This is a genomic window from Streptomyces sp. NPDC043896 (genome assembly GCF_056435605.1).
Window position 1 is genome coordinate 347,222 of sequence record NZ_JBWKEE010000007.1, and the last position, 17,948, is coordinate 365,169.

At 74.2% G+C, this 17,948-nt stretch carries 19 protein-coding genes; 10 read left to right on the forward strand and 9 right to left on the reverse strand.

Translation table 11 applies throughout. The features are described from left to right. Nucleotides 1–23: 23 nt before the first annotated feature. Both AC069X_RS13420 and npdG read right to left on the reverse strand, forming a co-directional pair. Nucleotides 24–209, reverse strand: coding sequence for a hypothetical protein (locus AC069X_RS13420; protein ID WP_478728125.1), 186 nt, complete (start codon nt 207–209; stop codon nt 24–26). Between the two features lie 209 nt (nt 210–418). Beyond that, the gene (gene npdG, locus AC069X_RS13425) at nt 419–1,123 is read right to left on the reverse strand and encodes an NADPH-dependent F420 reductase (RefSeq protein ID WP_478728127.1); all 705 of its coding nucleotides are present in this window, start codon (nt 1,121–1,123) and stop codon (nt 419–421) included. Nucleotides 1,124–1,184: 61 nt separating this feature from the next. Here npdG and AC069X_RS13430 point away from each other — a divergent pair, with 61 nt between their 5' ends. Continuing rightward, a complete protein-coding gene (locus AC069X_RS13430; RefSeq protein WP_478728129.1) occupies nt 1,185–1,790 on the forward strand; it encodes a hypothetical protein in 606 nt (201 codons plus the stop codon). A gap of 83 nt (nt 1,791–1,873) precedes the next feature. Here AC069X_RS13430 and AC069X_RS13435 read toward each other — a convergent pair whose 3' ends face one another. After that, nucleotides 1,874–2,116 carry a hypothetical protein gene (locus AC069X_RS13435; RefSeq protein WP_478728131.1) on the reverse strand — a complete coding sequence of 81 codons (243 nt, stop codon included), beginning with the start codon at nt 2,114–2,116 and terminating at the stop codon, nt 1,874–1,876. A 108-nt stretch (nt 2,117–2,224) separates the two neighbouring features. On the opposite strand from AC069X_RS13435, the gene map reads away from it, so the two are divergent. Both map and AC069X_RS13445 read left to right on the forward strand, forming a co-directional pair. Further along, the gene (map, locus tag AC069X_RS13440) at nt 2,225–3,082 is read left to right on the forward strand and encodes a type I methionyl aminopeptidase (protein ID WP_478728133.1); all 858 of its coding nucleotides are present in this window, start codon (nt 2,225–2,227) and stop codon (nt 3,080–3,082) included. Nucleotides 3,083–3,240: 158 nt separating this feature from the next. Continuing rightward, entirely contained in the window at nt 3,241–3,888 is a 648-nt protein-coding gene (locus AC069X_RS13445; RefSeq protein WP_478728134.1) for a biliverdin-producing heme oxygenase, read from the forward strand. Between the two features lie 156 nt (nt 3,889–4,044). Here the strand turns inward: AC069X_RS13445 and AC069X_RS13450 are convergent, their stop codons facing one another. The 3 genes from AC069X_RS13450 to AC069X_RS13460 form a co-directional block, all read right to left on the reverse strand. After that, nucleotides 4,045–4,695, reverse strand: coding sequence for a PhzF family phenazine biosynthesis protein (locus AC069X_RS13450; protein WP_478728136.1), 651 nt, complete (start codon nt 4,693–4,695; stop codon nt 4,045–4,047). A gap of 53 nt (nt 4,696–4,748) precedes the next feature. Beyond that, nucleotides 4,749–6,236 carry an HtaA domain-containing protein gene (locus AC069X_RS13455; protein WP_478728138.1) on the reverse strand — a complete coding sequence of 496 codons (1,488 nt, stop codon included), beginning with the start codon at nt 6,234–6,236 and terminating at the stop codon, nt 4,749–4,751. A 61-nt stretch (nt 6,237–6,297) separates the two neighbouring features. After that, the gene (locus AC069X_RS13460; RefSeq protein ID WP_478728140.1) at nt 6,298–7,731 is read right to left on the reverse strand and encodes an HtaA domain-containing protein; all 1,434 of its coding nucleotides are present in this window, start codon (nt 7,729–7,731) and stop codon (nt 6,298–6,300) included. A gap of 156 nt (nt 7,732–7,887) precedes the next feature. Here AC069X_RS13460 and AC069X_RS13465 point away from each other — a divergent pair, with 156 nt between their 5' ends. The 3 genes from AC069X_RS13465 to AC069X_RS13475 all read left to right on the forward strand — a co-directional run bounded on the left by AC069X_RS13465 (nt 7,888) and on the right by AC069X_RS13475 (nt 10,920). After that, a complete protein-coding gene (locus AC069X_RS13465) occupies nt 7,888–8,925 on the forward strand; it encodes a heme/hemin ABC transporter substrate-binding protein (protein ID WP_478728142.1) in 1,038 nt (345 codons plus the stop codon). Between the two features lie 97 nt (nt 8,926–9,022). Further along, complete coding sequence (locus AC069X_RS13470) at nt 9,023–10,033, forward strand: FecCD family ABC transporter permease (protein ID WP_478728200.1); 1,011 nt, start codon at nt 9,023–9,025, stop codon at nt 10,031–10,033. Continuing rightward, complete coding sequence (locus AC069X_RS13475; RefSeq protein ID WP_478728144.1) at nt 10,030–10,920, forward strand: heme ABC transporter ATP-binding protein; 891 nt, start codon at nt 10,030–10,032, stop codon at nt 10,918–10,920. The genes AC069X_RS13470 and AC069X_RS13475 overlap by 4 nt, the downstream gene beginning before the upstream one ends. Before the next feature lie 76 nt (nt 10,921–10,996). Here AC069X_RS13475 and AC069X_RS13480 read toward each other — a convergent pair whose 3' ends face one another. Together AC069X_RS13480 and AC069X_RS13485 are read right to left on the reverse strand one after the other, a co-directional pair. Then, a complete protein-coding gene (locus AC069X_RS13480; protein WP_478728146.1) occupies nt 10,997–11,866 on the reverse strand; it encodes a PhzF family phenazine biosynthesis isomerase in 870 nt (289 codons plus the stop codon). A gap of 75 nt (nt 11,867–11,941) precedes the next feature. After that, a complete protein-coding gene (locus tag AC069X_RS13485; protein WP_478728148.1) occupies nt 11,942–12,703 on the reverse strand; it encodes an SDR family oxidoreductase in 762 nt (253 codons plus the stop codon). A gap of 108 nt (nt 12,704–12,811) precedes the next feature. Between AC069X_RS13485 and AC069X_RS13490 the strand changes: the two genes are divergently transcribed. Together AC069X_RS13490 and AC069X_RS13495 are read left to right on the forward strand one after the other, a co-directional pair. Then, entirely contained in the window at nt 12,812–14,161 is a 1,350-nt protein-coding gene (locus tag AC069X_RS13490; protein ID WP_478728202.1) for a multidrug effflux MFS transporter, read from the forward strand. 9 nt (nt 14,162–14,170) lie between these two features. Then, the gene (locus AC069X_RS13495; protein ID WP_478728149.1) at nt 14,171–15,184 is read left to right on the forward strand and encodes a small ribosomal subunit Rsm22 family protein; all 1,014 of its coding nucleotides are present in this window, start codon (nt 14,171–14,173) and stop codon (nt 15,182–15,184) included. A gap of 3 nt (nt 15,185–15,187) precedes the next feature. Here the strand turns inward: AC069X_RS13495 and ddaH are convergent, their stop codons facing one another. Beyond that, entirely contained in the window at nt 15,188–16,057 is an 870-nt protein-coding gene (ddaH, locus tag AC069X_RS13500) for a dimethylargininase (protein WP_478728151.1), read from the reverse strand. Nucleotides 16,058–16,212: 155 nt separating this feature from the next. On the opposite strand from ddaH, the gene AC069X_RS13505 reads away from it, so the two are divergent. Together AC069X_RS13505 and AC069X_RS13510 are read left to right on the forward strand one after the other, a co-directional pair. Further along, the gene (locus AC069X_RS13505; RefSeq protein WP_478728153.1) at nt 16,213–16,839 is read left to right on the forward strand and encodes a TetR/AcrR family transcriptional regulator; all 627 of its coding nucleotides are present in this window, start codon (nt 16,213–16,215) and stop codon (nt 16,837–16,839) included. Between the two features lie 149 nt (nt 16,840–16,988). Then, entirely contained in the window at nt 16,989–17,738 is a 750-nt protein-coding gene (locus AC069X_RS13510) for a bifunctional DNA primase/polymerase (protein WP_478728155.1), read from the forward strand. The last annotated feature ends 210 nt before the right edge of the window (nt 17,739–17,948 follow it).

The window sequence follows — 17,948 nt, forward strand, 5'->3', positions numbered from 1 at the left end:
CGGGCCGCGGAGGACCGGGACCCCTAGGCGGCCTGCTGCCGCTGCTTCTCGGCCTTGGCCTTGCGGATGTAGAACCAGGCCATGTTGGACGTGACGCCGGCCAGCAGCACCCACACGATCCCGAGGAAGCTGCCCTCCACGAAGGCGACCACGGCGGCGGCCACGGCAAGGACGCAGACGACAACGGCGAACACGGCAAGGCGGGGCATCCGGAACAGCTCCTCGGCAACACGGGACGGGGTCGAGCCCCTCCAGTGTCCCCCATCCCGCCCGGGACCCGCCGCCGGAGCGGGGCCCGGGGGTGGTGGGGCCCGTCGGCCGGGCCCTTCGGCCGGGCCCGGGCGCCCGCCCGGAGGCCCCCGGACACCGGCCCGTACGCCCACCGGGTACCGCCCCCGGTACCGCCCGGGACACCGGCTCAGACGTCGGTGAGGCGCAGGCCCGCGTGGGCCTTGTAGCGGCGGTTGGTGGAAATGAGGTTGGCCACCATCGCCTCGACCTGGTGGGCGTTGCGCAGCCGTCCCGCGAAGACGCCGCGCATGCCGGGGATGCGGGCCGCGAGGGCCTGGACGACGTCGGTGTCGGCGCGGGACTCGCCGAGGACCATCACGTCGGTGTCGATCTCCTCGACCGAGGCGTCCTGGAGCAGGACGGCGGAGAGGTGGTGGAAGGCGGCGGTGACGCGGGAACCGGGGAGCAGGGCGGCTGCCTGCTGGGCGGCGCTGCCCTCTTCGACCTGGAGGGCGTAGGCGCCCTGCTTGTCGAAGCCGAGGGGGTTCACGCAGTCCACGACGAGCTTCCCGGCGAGGTCCTCGCGCAGGGCTTCCAGGGTCTTGGCGTGGCCCTCCCACGGCACCGCGATGATCACGATGTCGCTGCGGCGGGCGCATTCGGCGTTGTCGGCGCCCTCGACGCCGAGGCCCAGTTCCGCCGCGGCGGTCTCGGCACGGTCGGCGGCGCGGGAGCCGATGATCACCTTCTGGCCCGCGCGGGCGAGCCGGTAGGCGAGGCCGCGGCCCTGGTCGCCGGTGCCGCCGAGGACGCCGACGACGAGGCCGGAGACGTCCGGGAGGTCCCAGGGGTCCTTGGCCGGCGGCTTCTGCGTGCTGTCTGAGGAAGTCATGGGGGCGAGGGTACTGCCGAGTAGCCCGGACGTGGAGGGTCCGATGGTGCAGGATGCCGCCATGGATGCCGTGAGGGTGGCGCTGCTGCGCGAGGTCCTCGCCGGGACGCGGTGGCCTGCCGACGCCCGGCGGTTCGCGGGCTCGCTGCGGCGGTCGGTGGCTCCGCCGGGCGGAAGCCTGCTGCTGGTGGGCACCGAGCAGTACGAGCCCTGGCACCTGGCGGCGCACCTGGTGGACGAGGCCGCCTGGTCGGGTCAGCCGGAGCTGGCGCCGACGCTGGTGCGCCACCACGTGCGGCCGGGTGAGCCGCCGCACCTGTCGGTGGGGCTGGGCCGGCTGGAGGCCGCCCGGCGCGGGCACACGCTGCTGGTGGTGGCTCCGGAGCGGCCCGGCGGGGGGCTGCTGGAGCGGGTGCACGACGCGCGGCGCGCGGGGGCGACCGTACTGTCCCTGGACGGCGGGGACCCGGACCTGGCGGCGCTCGCGCACGACGCCCTGTCGGTGCCGGCCGCCGGCTCCGAGCTGGACCTGGACACCGTGCAGCACCTGGTCAGCGCGGCGGCGGGGGAGAACGGCCCGCCGGAGCGGCGCGGGCCGCGGCGGCTGCGGGACCGGCTGGCACGGCTGGCCGACCAGCTGACCGCTCCCCCGCCCAGCCGCTGGTAGGGCGGGCCCACGGGAGGGGCGGCACGGCTGCGAGCGGCGCGCGCGGCGGGCGCCGCGTCAGGGCGCCGCGTCAGGAGGCCGCGTCAGGGGGTGGCGCCGCCGCCTTCCTCCTCCTCGCGGGTCTTGTCGTTCCACTTGGGGTCGTTCTGCCATTCGAGGTTGCGCTCCTGCGCCGTCTGCATGGCGTGGGAGGCCTCCTCGCGGGTCGCGTAGGGGCCGAAGCGGTCCTTGGCGGGGCACTCGGGGCCCTCCTCGACCTTCTGGTGGACCAGGCAGTAGTACCACTCACCCGGTTTGCCCACCTGACGCTTCTTGAACAGGGCCATGGCCTTCGGGTTCCTCTCGACGCCGTCCGCGGGTACCGCCGCCCGACGGCGTCCGGTACCGCTCCTCGTCGCCATGCTGCCCCATGGCCGCTGGATACACTCGCATGCATGTCTGGCCAGTCGCTGCTCGTACCAGGCGAGCTCTCTCCCGTCCGTTCCGTCCCCGGAAACATCCGCCGGCCCGAATACGTGGGCAAGCCCGCGCCGGCTCCGTACACCGGACCGGAGGTGCAGTCGGCCGAGACCATCGAGGCCATGCGCATCGCCGGCCGGATCGCCGCGCAGGCGATGGAGGAGGCCGCGAAGCACATCGCCCCGGGGGTGACCACCGACGAGCTGGACCGGGTCGCGCACGAGTACATGTGCGACCACGGCGCCTACCCCTCGACGCTCGGCTACCGCGGGTTCCCGAAGTCCCTGTGCTCCTCGCTCAACGAGGTCATCTGCCACGGGATCCCGGACTCGACCGTCCTGCGGGACGGCGACATCGTGAACCTCGACGTGACCGCGTACATCGGCGGGGTGCACGGCGACAACAACGCCACCTACCTGTGCGGCGAGGTGGACGAGGAGTCGCGGCTGCTGGTGGAGCGCACGCGCGAGGCGCTGAACCGGGCGATCAAGGCGGTCAAGCCGGGCCGGCAGATCAACGTGATCGGCCGGGTCATCGAGTCGTACGCGAAGCGGTTCGGGTACGGGGTGGTCCGGGACTTCACCGGGCACGGCATCAACTCGTCGTTCCACTCGGGCCTGATCATCCCGCACTACGACAGCCCGCACGCCACCACCGTCATCGAGCCCGGCATGACCTTCACCATCGAGCCGATGCTGACGCTGGGCACCCACGAGTACGACATGTGGGAGGACGGCTGGACGGTCGTCACGAAGGACCGCAAGCGCACGGCGCAGTTCGAGCACACCCTGGTGGTGACGGACTCCGGCGCGGAGATCCTGACCCTGCCGTAGGGATCCGTCACCGAGGCGGGGCGGCACGTTTTTGCCGTCCGGAGGGTTTTTACCGACAACGCGTCGGGAACACATTGACTTAGGTAAGCCTAAGCAGGAGGATCGGGTGTGGCGGCGGCGTGCCGCCACCGCCCTTTCCTCTCCTCCGGAGGTCAGTCTTGGACGCGTTCTCCACGGTCATCCGTGTCGCCTCGCACGAGCAGCACACCGAAGCCGAGACCTCCTCGTTCATGAGCGACCTGCTCGGCGGGCGGCTCGGCGTGGACGCGTACACCCGCTACACCGAGCAGCTCTGGTTCGTGTACCGGGCCCTGGAGGACGGCGCCGAGGCCCTCCGGGACGACCCGGTGGCGGGCCCCTTCATACAGCCCGAGCTGATGCGCGTCGCCGAGATCGAGCGCGACCTGGCGCACCTGCTGGGCCCCGGCTGGCGCGACACCGTCAGCGCGCTGCCGGCGACGGAGGCGTACGCGGCCCGGGTCGCGGAGTGCGCCGCCTCCTGGCCGGGCGGGTACGTGGCCCACCACTACACGCGCTACCTGGGCGACCTCTCCGGGGGCCAGATCATCCGGGACAAGGCCGAGCGCACCTGGGGCTTCGAGCGCAAGGGCGACGGCGTGCGGTTCTACGTCTTCGCGGACATCTCCAACCCGGCGGCCTTCAAGCGGGGGTACCGGGAACTGCTGGACGGGATCGCCGCGGACGACCTGGAGAAGCAGCGCATCATCGACGAGTGCAAGCGGGCCTTCGACTTCAACGGCGCGGTCTTCCGCGAGCTGGGCGAGGAGTTCCCGCTGACGGCGTAGGCCCTGGCCGGGCGGCTCGGGCTTCGGGCTCCGGGCTCGGTCTCGGGCTCCGGGCTCGGGCTCCGGCTTCGGGCTTCGGCCTCGGGCGAGGGGGCCGGGCTTCGGGCGAGGGGGGCCGGGTGGGTGCGGACGCACCTGCCCGGCCCCCTTTCGTCGCTACGAGGCGAAGCGGACGCGGCCGCCCATCTCGATCGTGCCGTCGGGGCCGGGGGCGGTGAGGATCTGGGAGCCGGCGCCCTGGGTGATGTTCAGGGCGCGGTTCAGCTGGGCGGTGAGGAGGATCGCCGCCGAGCCGGTGGCCTCGTCCTCGGTGATGGCTCCGTCCGGGCGGCGCGGGAAGCCCCGGGCGCGGACGCGGCCCGCGGTCTCGTCCTCCCAGGCCCACGCGTAGAGCCAGCCCTCGCCGGGCGGCGGGGCGGGCAGGGCGTCGACCTCGGCGGGGGTGGCGTACTGCTCGGTGCGCTTGCCGGTTACCCACTCGGGGCGGGCCGTGATCCAGGTGAACTCCCCGTCGTCGCGCGCCCATACGGATCCGGCCGGCGGCTGGAGCTCCTCGATGTCCAGCAGCCAGGCGACCCCGACCAGCGGGTGTCCGGCGAAGGACATCTTCGTGCCGGGGGTACGGATGTCGACGACCCCGCGTTCGGGGTCGTCGACGAACACCGTCTCGCTGTAGCCCAGTTCGGCGGCGAGGGCCTGCCGGGAGGCGTCGTCCGGGCAGGTGCGGCCGTCGCGGACGACTCCGAGCAGGTTGCCGAAGCGGCCGTCACCCGCGCAGAAGACCTTGATCACATCCAGATCGTTCACGCTGGCATTCAAACACGCTGCGGTGTTGGGGCCCGGTCAGCTTTCCGGGTCCGTCAGCTCTGGGCCGCACGACGGCGGCGCCCGAGGAAGACGGCTCCGGCTCCGGCCGCGACCACGCCGGCGGAGGCGCTGAGCAGGGCGCCGGCCGGGACCTCGGCCCCGGTGGCGGCGAGGTTGCCGCCCGCCGAGCCGCCCGCCGAGCCGCCGGCCGTGCCTCCGGCCACGGAACCGCCGCCGACCGAGCCGCCCGTGCCGCCGGTGGTGGCGGTGCCGCCGGTGGTGCTCCGGGTCGCGGTGGGGCCGGGCGTCGGGAGGACCGCGTCCTTGTCCACGGTCACGGAGAGGGTGATCGGGTCCATGGGCTTGCCCGGCTTGTACTTGTCCAGGACGGCGTTGTCGTTGGCGAAGACGGCCGAGCCCTTCTCGGTGAAGAAGGCGGGGACGGACGCGAGGCTCAGCAGGCCGCCCTTGGTCTTGTAGTCGCCCTTGGACAGGTCGAGCGTGGCGAAGGGGATGTCCTTGGTGGTGCCCTTCGGCGTCTTCGCGTCGAGGATCAGGGTGCCGGTCTTGCCCGCGGCCTCGATCCGGACGTTGCCGAAGGTCAGGTCCAGGCCGTGGGCCGGGTATTCGAAGCGCACGGCGCCGTCGAAGGAGGCGTTCAGCTTCTGCTTCTTCGCGTCGAGTTCGCCCTTGCCGAAGGAGAAGTCGAAGGTCTTGCCGTTCTTGGTGGCACCACTGCCGGCGGTGACCCCCTTGTCGCCGACGTAGTCGTGCAGGGAGGCCATCACCCCCCAGGTCAGCTTGCCCCTGAGGATCTTCTGCGGGCCGTCGGCGGGCGGGGTGGGGGCGGAGGAGGTGGGCGCCGAGGGGGTCGGGGCGGGGGAGGTGGAGGTGGACGTCGAGGGGGACGGCGACGGGGACGGCTTCTGGAACTCCAGGGCCGCTGTCAGCTTGTCGCCTTCGCGGCCCTCGTACTGGGGCGCGCCGAGCTGTTCGGCGAGCTCCTTGGTGAGGGTGGTGGTCAGGCCGCTCATGTTCGTCCCGGCGAAGGCGACGGTGGCCGCCGGGACGTCCTTGGTGAGGGTGCCGTTCTTGGTGATGTCGACCGTCAGCTTCTTGGTGCCGGTGTCGAGGCGGAAGTTCTCCAGCGTGATGACGAAGCCGTGCGCGGCGCTTTCGAACGTGACGCTGCCCTTGAAGGCCGCCTTCACGACGTGGCCGCCGTCCTTGTCGTACTGGCCCGTGGCCGAGCCGAAGCGGAAGGTGCCGTCCGCGTTCTGCACGGCTCCGCCCGCCGGGATGATCTTGCCCCGCGCCATGCCGGTGACGTAGGTGCGGAAGCTCGCCAGCACCCCCCAGTCGAGGGTGCCGCCCACGACGGGTATCGGTGCGGCGGCGGCCTGGGCGGCCCCGGCGGCGGGAACGCCCTCGGCTGCGGGGACGCCCTGGGCGGCGGCGGGGAGGGCGAAGGTGGTGGCGCCGAGGGCGGCCGCGGTGAGTACGGCGGCCGCGACGGCGATCGGGCGACGGTGGGAGGACATGGCTGAGAACTCCTGGAGGTACGTGACGAACAGGAAGGAACGGGAAGAGGGGTCTCGGGGGTTACGGCGCGGGCTCGGACGGCGCCCCGCGGCGCCTGCGCACCACCAGCAGCCCGGCCCCGCCGGCCAGGACCAGTACGGCCACGGCGACGGCGGCGTACAGGCCGGCGTCGGCGGACTCGGCCGCCTGGGCGGCGGACGCGGGAGCCGGGGCGGCGGCGGAGGACGGGGCGGCCGGGGTCGCGGGGGCCGGAGAGGCGGTGGAGCCGAGGTCGGGCAGGGCCGGCAGCCGCGCACCGGCTTCGAGGGCGACGGCGAGCGAGACGGGGTCCATCCCGGTGCCCGCCTTGTACGAGGACAGCGGGGCCATCGAGCCGAAGGCCTGGGCACCGCCTTCGGTGAGGGTGGCGGGGGCTTCGGTCAAGGTGGCGAGCTTCCCCTCGGTCTTGAGGCCCTTGGCGTCGAACTCGACGAGCGCCACGGCCGGCCTGGTCTGCCCGCCGGTGGTCACGTCGGCGGACAGCACGCCCTTGCCGTTCTCCACCCTGACGGCCACCTTGCCGAGCCGGAGGTCGAGTTGGGCTCCGGTGAACCGGACGCTACCGGCGAACTCCGCGGCGAGCGCGCCGCTCTGGCTGTCGTACGTCCCCCTGCCCTGCGGGAAGCGGAACAGCGCGCCGCCGTCCTGGGCGCCTTCGGCGAGGGTCCACCCGCCCTGGCCGACGGAGCCGGTGACGTACTCGCGGAAGGTGCGGCGCACGCCCCAGTCGACGGCGGCGTCGGCGAAGTCGCCCTGGGTCCGCGGCCCGGCGGCCGGGGTGCCGGACGGCTGGGCGGGCGGGGTGGGCTGCGGGGCGGCGGGGGCCGAAGGGGCGGCCTTGACGTCGGCGGACAGGCTGACCGGGTCGAGCTGCGTGCCGGCCTGGTAGTAGCCGGCGAAGGCCCTGGCGCCCTGTTCGGTGAGGGTGGCGGGGACGTTGGTGAGGGCGACGGGGCTGCCGCCGCCCCTCATGTCGATGCCGCCGAGGCCGAGGGTGGCGAAGGGCACCTGTGACTGGCTGACGACCGCGCCGGTGTCCTTGGCCCTGCTCGACACGTCGAGGTAGAGGGTGCCGCTGCCGCCGGAGATCCGGACGGTGGGGCGGCTGACGGTCATGTCCAGTTCATGGGTGCCGTCGGGCTTCCGGTGCCCCTGGAAGGTGACGCCGCCCGAGAAGGCGGCCTCGAACGCGCCGGAGGCGGGGTCGTAGGAGCCGGTCGCGGAGTGGAAGCGGAACAGGCCGCTGCCGACGGTGGCGGCTCCGCTCTTCAGCTGGAAACCGCCTTTCGCGAGGGGACCGGTGACATAACCCTGGAAGGACGATTTGAGGGCCCAGTCCAGCCGTCCGCCGTGGACGGTACGGCTCTCCGCGCGGGCGGCGGCGGCCGGGAGCAGCGCCGCGAGCAGGGCCGCCAACAGGGTTGCGGCGAACGCGCGGACGGGTCGTGCGGACATGCGGGTCCCCTCCAGGTCTGATCAGTCCAGGGGCTGGTAACTAAGGTTAGGCTAACCTAAGCTATCCCGGTCGAGCGGGGAACCCCCCGCCGCACCCCAGCCCCCGACCCAGCCCGCGCCCCGGCAGCCGGCCGGACGATCAGGACGGTGCCCCCCGTGCCCACGCCCGCCTCCTCAACCCGCCTCTCGCGCCTGGGCGTTGCCCTGAGGGCCTTCGCCTTCTCGCTCGTGCTCGCGCTCTCCGCGACCGGCTGCGCCGGCGCGGACGCCCCGGCCGGCGCCGCCGCCGGCCGCGCCGCCCCCGTCCTCCCGGACCGGGTGGAGCCCCTCGCCTCGCCCGCGCGGCCCGCGCTGCCGGTCACCGTCACCTCGGCGGACGGGGAGCAGGTCACCGTCACCTCGGCGGACCGGGTGATCCCGCTGACCGGCGGCCTCAACGAGATCGTGCAGACCCTCGGGCTGGGCGGTCAGGTCGTCGCCCGGGACATCACCGCCACCTTCGAACAGGCCGCGGCCCTGCCGGTGGTGACCCGCGGTCACGAGGTCTCCGCCGAGAGCGTGCTCTCCCTGCGCCCGACGCTGGTCCTGGCGGAGACCACCACCGGCCCCGCCGAGGCGGTGCGGCAGATCCGCGACGCCGGGGTCCCGGTCCTGGTGGTGGCGCCCGCCAAGGCCCTGGAGGACGTGCCGCGGCGGATCGACGCGGTCGCCTCCGCCCTGGGCGTCAAGGAGTCCGGCGCGCAGCTGAACCAGCGCACCGCCGAGCGGATCGCCGCCGCCCGCAAGGGCGTTCCGGCCACCCCCGGGAAGAAGCCCCGGGTGGCCTTCCTCTACCTGCGCGGCACCGCCTCGGTCTACCTGCTGGGCGGCTCCGCCTCCGGCGCGGGCTCGCTGCTGGAGGCGGCGGGCGCGGTGGACACCGGCAAGGAGTCGGGGCTCGGCAAGGACTTCACCCCGATCACCAGCGAGGCGCTGGCCGCCGCCGCGCCGGACGCCATCCTCGTCATGTCCAAGGGGCTCGAATCGGTGGGCGGCGTCGACGGCCTGGTGAAGATCCCCGGCGTGGCGCAGACCCCGGCCGGGCTGGACCGCCGGGTCGTCACCGTCGACGACGGGGTCCTGCTCAACTACGGCCCGCGCACCGACCAGGTGCTCTCCTCGCTGGTCGCGCAGCTCTACGGCAAGGGGGCCTGAGGTGGCCGTCTCCGCCGGGGCGCGCCCGGGGACCGAGCCGTCCGCGGCTCCCCCGTCCGCGGCTCCCCCGCCGGGGCCGGCCCGCCGCCGGGCACCCCTGCTGGCGGCCGGCCTGGCCGCCGCGCTGCTGCTCCTCGCGCTGCTCTCCGCGGGCGTCGGCGCGTACGCCATCCCCACCGGGGACGTGCTCGCCTCCGTCCAGCACCGGGTGGGCCTGGGCGGGGCGCCGCTCGACCGGGTCGGGGAGAGCGTGCTGTGGAACGTACGCCTCCCCCGGGTCGCGCTGGCCCTGCTGGTCGGCGCGAGCCTGGGGTGCGCGGGGGCCCTGATGCAGGGGGTGTTCGGCAACCCGCTGGCCGAGCCGGGGGTGATCGGCATCTCGGCCGGCTCCGCCGTGGGCGCGGTCGCCGCGATCGGGCTGGGCCTGACCTTCCTGGGCAACTGGACCGTGACGGCCTGCGCGTTCGTCACGGGCCTGGTCACCGTCGGCTCCGTCTACCTGCTGTCGCGCAGCGGCGGCCGGACGGAGGTCGTCACGCTGATCCTGACCGGCATCGCCGTCAACGCCTTCGCGGGCGCCCTGATCGGGATGTTCGTCTTCTTCGCGGACAGCGGCCAGGTCAACCAGATCACCTTCTGGCAGCTCGGCTCCCTCGCCCAGGCCACCTGGCCCAAGGTGCTCGCCGTGCTGCCCTGCGCCCTCGCGGGGCTGCTCGCGGCCCCCCTCCACGCCCGCCGGCTCGACCTGCTCGCGCTCGGCGAGCGCCCGGCCCGCCACCTCGGCGTCGACGTCGAACGGCTGCGCCGGTCCCTGATCCTGGTCGTGGCCCTGCTGACGGCGGCGGCCGTCGCCGTGGCCGGGGTGATCGCCTTCGTCGGTCTGCTGGTCCCGCACCTGCTGCGGATGGCGAACGGCCCCGGGCACCGTTTCCTGGTGCCGGGCAGCGCGCTGGCCGGGGCCGTGGTCCTGGCCGGGGGCGATCTGGCCGCCCGCACCGTCGCCCAGCCCGCGGAGCTGCCGCTGGGCGTGCTGACCGCGCTGATCGGCAGCCCGTTCTTCTTCTGGCTGCTGCGCCGCACCCGCCGCAAGCACGGGGGCTGGGCATGAGGGCCGGGCGCGGCGGGTTCCTCTCCCGCGGCCGGCGTTCGGTTCCCGCGCGCCCCGCCCCGGGGGCCGCCGTCGCGGAGGCCGCCGGGCTGCGCGTCCGGCTCGGGGGGCGCGAGGTCCTCGCCGGGATCGACCTCGTCGCCCGGGCGGGCGAGGTGCTGGCCCTGGTCGGCCCGAACGGCGCCGGGAAGTCCACCCTGCTGGCCGCCCTCGCCGCCGACCTGCCGGCGGCCGGGGGCACGGTACGGATCGACGGGCGCCCGGTGGGCGACTGGGCGGCGTCCGAGCTGGCCCTGCGCCGCGCGGTGCTCCCCCAGTCGGCCGCGGTGTCCTTTCCCTTCCCCGTCGCGGAGGTGGTCCGGATGGGCCGCGCCCCGTGGGCGGGGACCGCGCTCGCCGGTGCCGACGAGGAGGCGGTGGCCGCGGCGCTGGCCGCCACTGAGGTCGGCCGGTTCGCCGGCCGGCCCTTCTCGGACCTCTCCGGCGGTGAGCGCGCCCGGGTCGCGCTGGCCCGCGTACTGGCCCAGCGGGCCCCGCTGCTGCTGCTCGACGAACCCACCGCGGCCCTGGACCTGCGCCACCAGGAACTGGTGCTGCGGATCTGCCGGGAGCGGGCGGCGGCCGGGGACGCGGTGGTGGTGGTCCTGCACGACCTGGGGCTGGCGGCGGCGTACGCGGACCGGGCCGCGGTCCTGCACGACGGGCGGATCGCGGCGGCCGGGCCCCCGCCCGAGGTGTTCGAGGACGAATTGCTGAGCCGGGTCTACCGGCAGCCGGTGGAGGTGCTCGCGCACCCGCGCACGGGGGCCCCGCTGGTGGTCCCGGTACGGGAGGGAGCCGGCGCGGAGCGGCGGAGTCCGTCGCGCGGGCCGGCGGGGTGCCGGTGATCGCGCCGGACAGCCGGTACGGCGTCGGCCCGGCCGGCTTCCCCTCGGGGAGGCGGCCGGGCCGTTCCCGTGCGGGTCAGGGGATGCGGACCGCCGTACCGCCGACGCGGACGCGGGAGTCACCGGCGCGCAGGCCCACGGTGAGGAGGCCGGGGCGGCCCATGTCCTCGCCCTGGCGGAGGGTGAGCTCGGCCTGCTCCGGGACGAGGCCGAGTTCGCGGGCGTACGCGCCGAAGGCGGCCGCGGCGGCTCCCGTGGCGGGGTCCTCGACGACGCCGCCGACCGGGAAGGGGTCGCGTACGTGGAAGAGCTCAGGGCCCTCGCGGTACACGAGCTGCACGGTGGTCAGGTCCAGGCGGCGCATCAGCGCCTCCAGCCGGGGGAAGTCGTACGCGAGGTCCGCGAGGCGTGCGCGGGTGGCGGCCCCGAGGACCAGGTGCCGGTTGCCGGCGAAGGCGATCCGGGGCGGGAAGGCAGGGTCGAGGTCGGCCGCCGGCCAGTCCAGGCCGGCCAGCGCCTCGGCGAGGTCGGCGGCGGCGATCTCCTCGGTGTGCGGTTCGACGCTGGTCAGGGTGGCCCGCAGCCGCCCGTCCTCGGCGGTGACGGTCACCGGGACGGTTCCGGCCGGGGTCGCGAACAACAGGTCGCCGGGGCCGGTCCGCTCGGCCAGCGCCACGGCGGTGGCGACGGTGGCGTGCCCGCAGAACGGCACCTCCGCCTTCGGGCTGAAGTACCGCACGGTGAACGCCCTCCCGGGCTCGCCGCCGAGCCCCTCGGGCGGGGCGGTGAGGAAGGCCGTCTCGCTGTAGCCGAGTCCGGCGGCGATCTCCAGCATGGCGGCCTCGTCCAGTCCGGTCGCGTCGAGCACGACCCCGGCGGGGTTGCCGCCTTCGGGGTCCGTCGAGAAGGCGGTGTAGCGCAGTACGTCGGCTCCGGTGTTCGTCATGCGGTCATGATCGTCCGCGGCCGCGCGGATGCCAAGGCTCCGTATCCGCGCGGCGGTGAGGGCGGCGGCGGGCGGTCAGCCGCGTCCGATGTAGGGCATCGCGGTGGCCATGACCGTCGCGAACTGGACGTTGGCCTCCAGCGGGAGCTCCGCCATGTGCAGTACGGTGCGGGCCACGTCGGCGGCGTCCATCACCGGCTCCACGGCCAGCTGCCCGTTCGCCTGGAGGATGCCGGTCTGCATGCGCTCGGTCATCTCGGTGGCCGCGTTGCCGATGTCGATCTGGCCGCAGGCGATCCGGTACGGGCGCCCGTCCAGGGACAGCGACTTGGTCAGGCCCGTCATGGCGTGCTTGGTCGCGGTGTAGGCGATGGAGTTCGGGCGCGGGACGTGGGCGGAGATGGAGCCGTTGTTGATGATCCGGCCGCCCTGCGGGTCCTGCTCCTTCATCGCCCGGAACGCCGCCTGCGCGCAGAGGAAGGAGCCGGTCAGGTTGACGTCCACGACCTGCCGCCAGGCCTCGTACGCGATGTCCTCCAGCGGGACCCCGGCGGGGCCGAAGGTGCCGGCGTTGTTGAAGAGCAGGTCGATCCGCCCGTACCGCTCCCGAACGGTCGCGAACAGCGCGTCGACGTCCCGGGGGTCGCTGACGTCGGCCCGTACGGGCAGCACGTCCGCGCCCGCCCCGGCCGCCGCGGCCGTCTCCTCCAGGGGCCCGGTCCGGCGCCCGGCCACGGCCACCGACCAGCCGGCGCCGGCCAGGGCGAGGGCCACGGAACGGCCGATCCCGGAGCCGGCTCCGGTCACTACAGCGGTCTTCTTCGCGGGTGCGCTCATGGGGCCGCAGGGTACGTCACACCGGACATCCGGCCCGGGACGTTCCGACAGCTGAGAGCATGGGTCGGTCAGGGGTGCATAAAGCAGATGAAAAGACTGGAGTTCCGCATGCCGGAGTGTGGCCCCTCGACGGCCTCCTCACACGGGCCGTCGCCCGAGCCGTCGCCCGAGAAGTCCCCCGAAACCACCGCCCCCCTGGCGGCAGCCCGCCGCACCGGCCTGCTGGTGACCTTCGTGCTGGGCGGCCTCACCGCCCTCCCCCCGCTGTCCATGGACATGTACCTGCCGGCCCTGCCGGAGGTCACCGCCGCCCTGCACAGCCCGGCCGCGACCGTCCAGCTCACCCTCACCTCCTGCCTCGCCGGCATGGCCCTCGGCCAGCTGGTCATCGGCCCGATGAGCGACAAGTGGGGGCGCCGCCGGCCGCTGCTGACCGGCATGGCCGTCTACGTCCTCGCCACCGCGATCTGCGCCCTCGCCCCGAGCGCCGAGCTGCTGATCGCCTTCCGGCTGCTCCAGGGCCTGGCCGGCGCGGCCGCCATCGTGATCGCCCGGGCCGTCGTGCGTGACCTCTACGAGGGCGTCGAGATGGCCCGCTTCTTCTCGACGCTCATGCTGATATCAGGGACCGCCCCGATCATCGCCCCGCTCATCGGCGGCCAGGTCCTGCGGTTCGCCGACTGGCGCGGGGTCTTCGTCGTCCTCACCGCCGTCGGCCTCGCACTCACCCTGGTGGTGTGGCGCAGCCTCGGCGAGACGCTGCCGCCCGACCGCCGCCAGACCGGCGGGGTGGGCGCGGCCCTGCGGACCATGCGCGGGCTGCTCGGCGACCGGGTCTTCGCCGGCTACACCCTGGCGGGCGGCTTCGCCTTCGCGGTGCTCTTCTCCTACATATCCGCCTCGCCCTTCGTCGTGCAGGAGATCTACGGGGCCTCCCCGCAGGCCTTCAGCCTGCTGTTCGGCCTGAACTCCGTCGGGCTGATCATCGTCGGCCAGATCAACGGCAAGCTGCTGGTCGGCCGGGTCAGCCTGGACAAGGCCCTGGCCACCGGGCTCGCCGTGATCACCGCCGCCTCCGTCGCCCTGCTCCTCATGTCCACCGGGGTGTTCGGGGAGGCCGGGCTGGTGCCCGTCGCCGCCGCGCTGTTCGTGCTGATGTCGGCGATGGGCCTGGTCCTGCCGAACACCAACGCGCAGGCCCTGATGCGCACCCCGCACGCCGCCGGCTCGGCGTCCGCCCTGCTCGGCACCTCCTCGTTCCTGGTCGGGGCGGTGGCCTCGCCGCTGGTCGGGATCGCCGGCGAGGACACGGCGGTGCCGATGGCGCTCGTACAGCTGAGCTGCTCGCTGCTGGCGGTGGCCTGCTTCCTCGGGATGTGCCGGCCGTGGCGGACGCGGGAACCCATGGCCGTGCCGGACGCCCCGGCCGCGTCCCGGGGGGTGTCCGGGGCGCCGTAAACTCGGCTGGTGACCGCCGCACCCGCCCCCACCACCGCCGACACCCTCCGCAGCGCGCTCGCCGGGCTGCTCGACGGGCTCCCGCCGAAGCAGGCCTCGGCCGCCGTCGAGCGCCTGATCGCCAACTACCGGGGGGCCACCCCCACCGACGCCCCCGTCCTGCGCGACCGCTCCGACGTGGCGGCGTACGCGGCGTACCGGATGCCGGCCACCTTCGAAGCCGTACGGTCCGCCCTGGACGGGCTGGCCACGGCCGCCCCTGACTGGGCGCCGGGCTCACACGTGGACGTGGGCGGCGGCACGGGCGCCGCGACCTGGGCGGTGGACGCCACCTGGGACGGGCCCCGCGACACGACGGTGCTCGACTGGGCGGAGCCGGCGCTCCAGCTCGGCAAAGAGCTGGCGGGCCGCTCCTCCTCCGGGGTGCTGCGCGCGGCCGAGTGGCGCCGGGCCGTCATCGGGGCCGGGATCAGCCTGCCCGACGCGGACCTGGTGACCGTGTCGTACGTACTCGGCGAACTGACCGCGCAGGCCCGTCAGGCGGTCGTCGCGGAGGCCGCCCGCGCCGGGCAGGCGGTCGTCCTGATCGAGCCGGGCACGCCCGAGGGGTACCTGCGCGTCCGCGAGGCCCGCGAGCAGCTGATCGCGGCCGGGATGACGGTGGCCGCGCCCTGCCCGCACGACGGGGCCTGCCCCATCGAGCCCGGGCGGGACTGGTGCCACTTCTCGGCGCGCGTCAGCCGCTCCTCCCTGCACCGGCAGGTCAAGGGCGGGTCCCTGCCGTACGAGGACGAGAAGTTCTCCTACGTCGCCGCGACCCGGTTCCCGGTGACACCGGTCCCCTCCCGGATCACGCGCAAGCCGCAGATCCGGAAGGGGATGGTCCTGCTGGACCTGTGCGGTCCGCAGGAGACGGGGCTGTCCCGGGCCACCGTCACCAAGCGGCACGGCGACCTCTACAAGACGGCCCGGGACGTCGAGTGGGGCGAGCAGTGGCCGCCCGCCCCCGCCGGCTCCGAGTAGGACCTACGGCCTCAGCTCCTGGGTGCAGCACTTGACGCTGCCGCCGCCCTTGAGCAGTTCGCCCAGGTCCATCGGGACGGGCTCGAACCCCCGGGCGCGCAGCGGCGCCAGCAGCCCGGTCGCGGCCTGCGGGAGCAGGACGTGCCGCCCGTCGGAGACCGAGTTCAGGCCGAAGGCGGCCGCGTCCGCGTCCTCCACGAGGAGGGCGTCCGGGAACAGCCTGCGCAGGACGGCCCGGCTGCCCGGGGAGAAGGCCGGCGGGTGGTACATGATCTCGTCGCCGTCGAGGACGCACAGCGCGGTGTCCAGGTGGTAGTAGCGCGGGTCCACCAGGTCGAGGCCGATGACGGGGCGGCCGAAGAACTCCTGCGCCTCGTCGTGGGAGAGCGGGCTGGAGCGGAAGCCCCGGCCGGCCAGGATGTAGGTGGCGGTGACGGCGAAGTCCCCTTCGCCCTCGTTGACGTGCGAGGGTTCGTGGACGTCCTCGAAGCCGTGGGCGCGGAACCAGTCGAGGTGGATCTCCGCCTCGGCGGAGCGTTCGGGGTAGGCGAAGCGGGCGCCGAGCACCCGGCCGTCGATGACCAGGGCGCCGTTCGCGGCGTAGACCATGTCGGGCAGGCCGGGGTCGGGGACGAGGGTCTCGACGGTGTGGCCGAGGGAGAGGTAGCGGTCCCTCAGGTCTTCCCACTGGGCGAGTGCGAGGGGCAGGTCAACCGGTTTCGTGGGGTCCATCCACGGGTTGATGGAGTACGTGACCTTGAAGTGTGCGGGTGGGCACATCAGGTAGCGCCGGGGTGTGGCGTCTCTGCGCAAAGAGGGCTCCTCACGACTACGACTGCTGAATCGCGGTGCTGTGCGTGATGCGTGGTGCATCGTGCGTGGTGCGTGGTGCGTCTTACGGCTTGTGACGTGCGTGTGCCGAGAGAATCGTCCCTCCTCGGAGGTGAGCGCGCAGTGAACCGACCGGGTGATTTACCACAACGGCTCGAAGACGAGACGTCTCGGTCCGCCTCGGGTACGTTGACCCCATGAACAAGTCTCCCGACGCCACCCGCCGCAGCGACCGTTCCCGGCGCGCGATCCTCGACGCCGCCCTCGTGCTCGTCGGCGAGGTCGGCTACAACAAGCTGACCATCGAGGCCATCGCGGCCCGCGCCGGAGTCGGCAAGCAGACCATCTACCGCTGGTGGCCCTCGAAGGCGGCCGTACTGCTGGAAGCCTCGCTGGCACTGGCCGGGGACGCGGACGCGGAGTCCGGCTGGACCGGCTTCCCCGACACCGGGGACCTGGCCGCGGACCTGAAGACCGTACTGCGGGCCACGGTCGACGAGTTCACCGACGGCCGGTACGAGGCTCCCACGCGCGCCCTGACCGCCGCCGGCGCGACCGACCCGGAGCTGGGGGCCCGCTTCACCGAGAAGCTGCTGGAGCCCCAGCTCGCGCTGTACGAGGAACGGCTGCGGGCGGCCCAGGCGGCCGGGCAGCTCCCGGCGGACGCCGACCTACGGCTGACGGTGGAGATGCTGGTGGGGCCGCTGACGTACCGGTGGCTGATGCGGACCGCGCCGCTGTCGCACGCGTACGCGGACGCGCTGGTCGACGCGGCGCTGGGCGGCGTGGGATACGTCACCGCCGGGCGGCCGGAGGGCCGCTGACATCGGCATGGCCGAGAAGTTATGGCCGGATTGTGTGCTTATCTGTGGATCTCGATCGGGGAGTCCGTTCGGGGGGTGCGGTCACCCGGCGCTCCCGATGGTGGGACCATGGAATGGTCTGCCGGGGCAACGGTGAGGTGAGGGGATAGATGGGGTCTGAGTCCGGCCGCGTCAAACGCGGCGAGCAGAGCAGGATTTCCCAGTGGCTGCGCCGCCGCTCGAAACCCGCCCCCGAAGACCCCGGCAAGGAGCGCGAAGCCCTCCTGCTCGCCGTCGCCGCCGCCGGACTCCCGGTCGCCCCGGCCGCCCATCCCGCCGGCTACCGGTGTTCGTGCGACCGCATCGGCTGTCCCACGCCCGCGCGGCACCCCGTCTCCTTCGCCTGGCAGACCCAGTCGACCACCGACCGCGCGCAGATCGAGCGCTGGGCCCGCAACCAGCCCCAGGCCAACTTCATCACCGCCACCGGCATGGTGCACGACGTCCTGGACGTCCCCCTGGAGGCGGGCCGCAGCGCGCTGGAGCGCCTGCTGGCCGCCGGCGTCGAGGTCGGCCCCGTCGCCGAGTCCGGCGGCACCGGCGACCAGGCCCGGATGCTCTTCTTCACGGCGACCCGCGGTACGCCGGAGGACGAGGACGAATGGTGGCCCTGCGAACTGGACTGCCACCCCGAGACCATGGACGAACACCCCGGCCTGCGCTGGCACTGCCGCGGCAGCTACGTCCTGCTCCCCCCGGCGGCCCTCCCCGGCGACCACGCGGTCTCCTGGGTCCGTGACGTCCGCCACCCGCTGCCGGACCCGCTGACCCTGCTGGAAACCCTCACGGACGCCTGTGCCCAGTACGCCGGCGCCTCGGACCAGACCCCGGCCGCCGTGGCCTGGCCCCTCGGCCGCTGACCCTTCCGGCGGGTGTGGGGGGGGGGGGGGGGGGGGGGGGGGGGGGGGGGGAAGAGGGGGAGGGGGGGGGGGGGGGGGGGGGGGGGGGGGGGGGGGGGCCGCCCCCCCCCCCCCCCCCGGCCCCCGCGCCCTTCCGTGCGCTCCGGAAAAGGCCCGCTGGTCCGAATGGCTTAACGGGCGGAATATGGGCATAAAGGGCGTATAAGGCTT